This is a genomic window from Anaerolineae bacterium (assembly GCA_014360855.1).
In the GTDB taxonomy this organism is placed as follows: domain Bacteria; phylum Chloroflexota; class Anaerolineae; order JACIWP01; family JACIWP01; genus JACIWP01.
On the sequence record JACIWP010000234.1, the window covers coordinates 1 to 4,715 of the forward strand.

Genomic DNA, 4,715 nt, shown 5'->3' on the forward strand with positions numbered 1-4,715 from the left:
GGTGGGCGGCGGCGGGCCGGCCGGCGCGCGGGGAACGGCGCTTCTCCGCTCGCTGGGTCCCTCGCCTTCCCCGCAGGATATTCTGCGTGCCCTGGGAAGCTGACCATATCACCCTGGTATCATGGAGACACGCATGGATAAGTTGGAACGCTATAAAAAGGGGCTGATGCCCCTGCCGAAAACCAATCGTTTATGGCCCTTGTATGGGGCCGGCTTTGAGAACCTGGGCCTGAACGACCAGCCCATCGAGGTGCCGATGCCGGCCTTCGGGCCGGATGAACTGCTCGTGCGGCACGATGCCTGCGGCCTCTGCTTCTCCGATATCAAGGTCATTACACTCGGCGAGGAACATCCCCGCATTTACCGCAACATGCGCGAGAACCCGGTGGTGCTCGGCCATGAGGTCTGCATGACCGTGGTGGGCGTCGGGGAAAACCTCCGTCAGCAGTACCGCATCGGCGATCGCTTTGTCATCCAGGCAGATATTTATGTCAAGGGCGTGGGGTACGCTTACGGGTACGAGATTCAGGGCGGCCTGTCCCAGTACAACGTCATTGACCAGCGCATCCTGAACGGCGACCACGGCAATTATCTTATCCCTGTCCAGCCGGACACCGGTTACGCCGAGAGCGCCCTGACAGAACCGTGGGCATGTGTGGTGGCGGCGTACCATCTCACGTACCGCACCGCGCCCCGGCCGGCCGGCGTTATGTGGGTCATCGGCTCACCCAGCGCACCTTCCCTGCCCTATACCTTCAGCGCCGGCTTCGACGCCGCCGGCCATCCCCGCCAGCTCATGCTGACGAACGTGCCGGAGGAATTCGCCGGCTGGCTGCGCCGGCGCGCTGCAGAGCTGGACATCCCCGTGCTGGAAGCGGCGGACCCTGCCAACCCTCCCCTCTCTCCCGTGGATGACATCATCCTGCTGGGTGCGGAGCCGGAACTCATCGAACGGGCCAGCCCGCATTTGAGCGACTTCGGCGTGTTCGTCATCATCGCCCATCATCCCCTGCCGCGCAAGGTGGCGGTGGACGTGGGCCGCATTCATTACAACCGCTGGCTGTACGTGGGCGGTGCGGGGCCGGATATCGCACAAGCCTATCTGCCGGCCGTGCGCTCTGCGCTGAAGCCGGGGGGCCGCGCCTGGTTCGTCGGCGCCGGCGGCCCCATGGGACGCATGCACGTCCAACATGCCCTGCAACAGAGGCCAACCCCTTCGGTCATCGTCTGCACGGAGCGCAACGCCCGCCGGCGGGCCGATTTGTGGGAGACCTTCCACGCAGAAATGGAAGCGCTGGGGATCCACTTTGTCCTCATCAATCCCGAGGACCCGCAGGATTTCTCCGCCGGCATGGCGCCCTTCGCCGGCACAGGCTTCGACGATATCATCGTCCTGGCGCCGGTGGCCTCGATCATCGAGGGGGCGGCGGAGTACCTGGCGAAAGGCGGGACGATGAATATCTTCGCCGGCGTGCCGCGCGGCACAATGGCCCAGCTCGACCTCAGCCCGATCTACCTGCACGGCTCGCGCATCATCGGCCATTCCGCCTCCAGCATTGACGACCTGCGCCTGATGCTCCATGAGACAGAGGCCGGCGTCCTCTCGCCCAACGCCTCGGTAGCGGCCGTCGGCTCGCTCAGCGCGGCCAAGGAAGGGTTGAAGGCGGTGGTGGAGTCCCGCTTCCCGGGCAAAATCGTCATCTTCCCCAACATCAAGGAGTTCCCGCTGACCGGACTGCCGGACCTGAAACATGTACTGCCAACGGTATACGCCCGGCTGAAGAACGGACGAGAGTGGACGGTGGAAGCGGAGGATGAATTTCTGCGGATATTACTACCGGAGGAGTGAGAGGTGATAGAGAAACCGCTGTTGGATCGGATCGCCATTGTCACCGGCGGCGCGCAGGGCCTGGGCGAGGCCATTTGCCATCGGCTGGCCCAGGAGGGCGCGCATGTGGTGGTTGCGGATATCAACCTGGAGGGTGCGGAGAAGACCGCCGCGGCCATTCGGGAGGCGACGGGCCGGCGCACCATCGCCGTGCGCGTCGACGTCACAAAAGAAGATGAGGTCGAGGCGATGGTCAACCGCACGCTGGAGGAGTTCGGCCGGCTGGACATCATGGTGGCCAATGCCGGCATCCTCATCTCCGGCGCCATCGAGGAATTCCCCCTGGAGCAGTGGCGTAAGGTCATTGATGTCAACCTCATCGGGTACTTCCTGTGCGCCAAACATGCCGCTCGCGTCATGAAGGCCCAACGGAGCGGCGTCATCATTCAGATCAACTCCAAGTCCGGCAAGCGCGGCAGTTACAAGAACTCCGCCTATGCGGCCAGTAAGTTCGGCGGCATCGGCCTGACCCAGAGCATTGCCCTGGAGCTGGCCGAATACGGCGTGCGGGTCAACGCCGTCTGCCCGGGCAACCTGCTCGATTCCCCGCTCTGGGTGCAGTCGCTCTACACGCAGTACGCCAAGCGCTGGGGCGTGAGCGAGGAGGAGGTGCGCCGGCGCTATATCGAGCAGGTGCCGATGAAGCGCGCCTGCACCTACGATGATGTCACCAACGTGGTGGTCTTCCTGGCCTCCGACTACGCCAGCTACATGACCGGCCAGGCCATCAACGTCACCGGCGGGCAGGAGATGCATTAGCCCGCGCAACCGCACGGCCATTTTCTCTGACAGTATGCTCCCCGGACTTTGACATCCCGCCGCCGGCATGCTATAATGCCGGTGCCTCTGGAGGGGTAGCATAGTCTGGCCTAATGCGCGCGTCTCGAAAACGCGTGTGGGTAACTCCCACCGTGGGTTCGAATCCCACCCCCTCCGCCATATCCGGAGAGGTGCGAGAGTGGACGAATCGGCGCGATTGGAAATCGCGTGTGGGGCAACCCACCGTGGGTTCGAATCCCACCCTCTCCGCCACGAGCCGGCTCCCTGACCTACCAGGGAGCAATTTGTTTGGCAACAAAAAAGCGCCCCTCACCGTCGCCGGCGAGGGGCGCTGCACATTCCCAGCGAGTAGACCTAGGCGGCAATCTGCGCCTTTTTCTCACCCAGATACTGCTGGACCTCGTTGCGAGCCTCTTCAAACATCTCGATCAGCCTGGCCGTTCCGCCCTTGAACGAGCCTACGGCCTGACGAGCGCAGGCCGTGCATCCCTTCATGTGGCGGAAACTGCCTGGCCCACAGCTCATGCATCCACCCAACTGAATCACCACCAGGGACAGCGCCAGCTTGTCCGGATGGGTCTCGGGGAGCGCCGCGATGCGCTCCACAAACTTCTGCCACTTCGGGTCCCGCAGGTCTGCCAGCTCACTCAACAACTGGGGTGGAAAGAACAGCTCCTGGTTTCCTGTCATTGTATCCCGCCTTCCTAGGTACGCCTAACCGCGATTTGCCATCTATTCATATGGAAAAGGGCCGGCCCAGCCGGCCGATTTGTGCATATTATAATGGAATGGACAAATTTTGTCAAGATTGTCTGGCGTTTTCTCCAATTGTGATGATAAAAATGATAAAAATAAAAGATATGATGATTTTGACAGAATTCCCCACCGCCAGCCCCATTCCCCCCCAGCGCCGGCATCTTCGTTCCGCCCCGATGACATGAGACTACAATATTCCCCATGATTGTGCGGTTTTTCCTGCGGATTGACACCAGAATTTGACGAAATTATAATCGCGATCGGGTACATTGGTATGGTTTACCACACTGCGAAGTCCGGAACCGGGCCGGCGGGTTCCTGGCCCGCATGCACCACCGGGGCGGCGATCGCGGGCGCTCCTGGCCGCCACCCAACCCCGCCCGCCTCCCTGCCCAGCCGGGGCCGTAACGCCCCACGCCCTGCGGCATTGGCGCAAGCCAACACGGCTTACATGGGGGCCGCTTTCAAAGGAGGTGAACGATGCCCCATTCATTCTCCCAGACCGTATCCCTGACCTGCCCGCGGTGCGGGCGAGATTTCTCTGCCGAGATCTGGCTCATTGTGGACGCGGACGAGCGCCCCGACCTCCTGGAACGCATCCGCGCCGGCACCCTCCATACCATGACCTGCCCCCACTGCGGCCACGAGGGACAGGTGGACGCGCCGTTACTGGTCCTCACCCCACCCCCGGCGGCTGACGCCGCCACCCTCTCCCCTCTCCTGACCGAAAGTCAAGAGAGGGGAGGGAGCAGGGGGAGAGGTGAGGTCCTCTTCTCCCCCGCGCAGGGGACAACCACAGAAGAGGACCGCAAACAGGCCGCCGGCCTGGTGAGCCTGCTGCGCGAGCGAATGGGGCCGGCCTGGCGCGACGAATGGCTGGAGAGGATGGCCGTGGTGCCGCGCCCCTTCCTCCCCGCCGCCCTGAGCGATGATCCCGAAGCCGCCCTGCGGCAGATGGCCGAACAGGCACAGCGGGAGATCGAGCGGCTGAGGACGGAAGACCCCGAGGCCTATCGCCAACTGGAGGAGGCGGCACGGCGGGCCGCAGAAGCCGCGCCGCTGCTCCAGACCCTCCAGGCGTTCATCCAGGCCCGCACCTGGGGCGAATCCCGCCGCATCCTGGAGGCGCACCCCGAACTGCTCAACGACGAGGCCGACGCCCTGTTGGGGGGACTGATCACCGTCGCCCAGGCCCAGGGCGACGAGGACGCCCGCCGCGTCTTTGAGGAGCACCGCGACCTCCTGCGCCGCTGCCGGGAGGTGGGGGTAGAGCAGGCGTTTGCGGCCCTCA

4 protein-coding genes and 2 tRNA genes are annotated in these 4,715 nt (G+C 63.8%); 5 read left to right on the plus strand and 1 reads right to left on the minus strand.

Annotated features, from left to right (window positions below):
* Positions 1 to 133 precede the first annotated feature (133 nt).
* The 4 genes from H5T60_11695 to H5T60_11710 all read left to right on the plus strand — a co-directional run bounded on the left by H5T60_11695 (position 134) and on the right by H5T60_11710 (position 2,920).
* The gene (locus H5T60_11695; protein ID MBC7243096.1) at positions 134 to 1,849 is read left to right on the plus strand and encodes an alcohol dehydrogenase catalytic domain-containing protein; all 1,716 of its coding nucleotides are present in this window, start codon (positions 134 to 136) and stop codon (positions 1,847 to 1,849) included.
* Between the two features lie 3 nt (positions 1,850 to 1,852).
* Positions 1,853 to 2,647 carry a sorbitol-6-phosphate dehydrogenase gene (srlD, locus tag H5T60_11700; GenBank protein ID MBC7243097.1) on the plus strand — a complete coding sequence of 265 codons (795 nt, stop codon included), beginning with the start codon at positions 1,853 to 1,855 and terminating at the stop codon, positions 2,645 to 2,647.
* A gap of 89 nt (positions 2,648 to 2,736) precedes the next feature.
* A tRNA-Ser gene (locus tag H5T60_11705) sits at positions 2,737 to 2,827 on the plus strand.
* A 5-nt stretch (positions 2,828 to 2,832) separates the two neighbouring features.
* Positions 2,833 to 2,920 (plus strand) — tRNA-Ser (locus H5T60_11710).
* A 102-nt stretch (positions 2,921 to 3,022) separates the two neighbouring features.
* Here H5T60_11710 and H5T60_11715 read toward each other — a convergent pair.
* Positions 3,023 to 3,358 (minus strand): hypothetical protein, encoded by a 336-nt coding sequence (locus H5T60_11715; protein MBC7243098.1) that lies wholly within the window; start codon positions 3,356 to 3,358, stop codon positions 3,023 to 3,025.
* 546 nt (positions 3,359 to 3,904) lie between these two features.
* Between H5T60_11715 and H5T60_11720 the strand changes: the two genes are divergently transcribed.
* Positions 3,905 to 4,715 (plus strand): hypothetical protein (locus tag H5T60_11720; protein MBC7243099.1); only part of this gene is annotated, 811 nt, incomplete at its 3' end.

Coding starts and splice junctions, on each gene's coding strand:
- H5T60_11695 (MBC7243096.1), top strand. CDS start 134: ATGGATAAGTTGGAACGCTATAAAAAGGGGCTGATGCCCCTGCCGAAA.
- H5T60_11715 (MBC7243098.1), bottom strand. CDS start 3,358: ATGACAGGAAACCAGGAGCTGTTCTTTCCACCCCAGTTGTTGAGTGAG.